This is a genomic window from Myxococcus llanfairpwllgwyngyllgogerychwyrndrobwllllantysiliogogogochensis (assembly GCF_006636215.1).
In the GTDB taxonomy this organism is placed as follows: domain Bacteria; phylum Myxococcota; class Myxococcia; order Myxococcales; family Myxococcaceae; genus Myxococcus; species Myxococcus llanfairpwllgwyngyllgogerychwyrndrobwllllantysiliogogogochensis.
Genome location: NZ_VIFM01000701.1, coordinates 1 through 495 on the forward strand (window position 1 = coordinate 1; position 495 = coordinate 495).

1 protein-coding gene is annotated in these 495 nt (G+C 58.4%); it reads right to left on the reverse strand.

From position 1 onward, the window contains the following. Positions 1–129: 129 nt before the first annotated feature. On the reverse strand, positions 130–495 hold a 366-nt coding region (locus FJV41_RS57285; protein ID WP_141649601.1), incomplete at its 5' end, for a S1C family serine protease.

Sequence of the window (495 nt, forward strand, 5' to 3'; positions counted from 1 at the left end):
GGCTGGGATCGACGAACACATTCTTCGATGTGGCGCTTCCGATCTTGAATGCGTTGACCTGGGTGTCATGGGCGGCGCATCCAGCGAGGGCCATGAGCACCAGGGGCAGGAGCAATCGGGACCTCATGGTTATTTGCCTTTGAAGCGATCGAGATACGACCGGATCTCGTTGTAGGAGACGCTGAAATTGAGGTTCTGCGAGCCTTTGTCCACGCGGATCCAGTCATTGACTCCGATCACGGCGTCCTTGAGCAGTAGCGGTCCGCCTGAATTTCCCTCGCTAATGGGCGTATCGGTCTGCACGAACTCTACGAGGTTGTCGGAGCCGATGGCAGCGCTGCGTTGGCGCCGCATCGCGCTGATGACTCCGCGCGTTATTGTGAATTCATAGCCCTTTGGATGACCGATGGCCTCGACGGTTTCTCCGAGCTTCAGTGGGCCGGTGTGAATGGCCAGCGGCTTGCCTGCCTGCTGTGCCTTGACTAGTGCGAGATC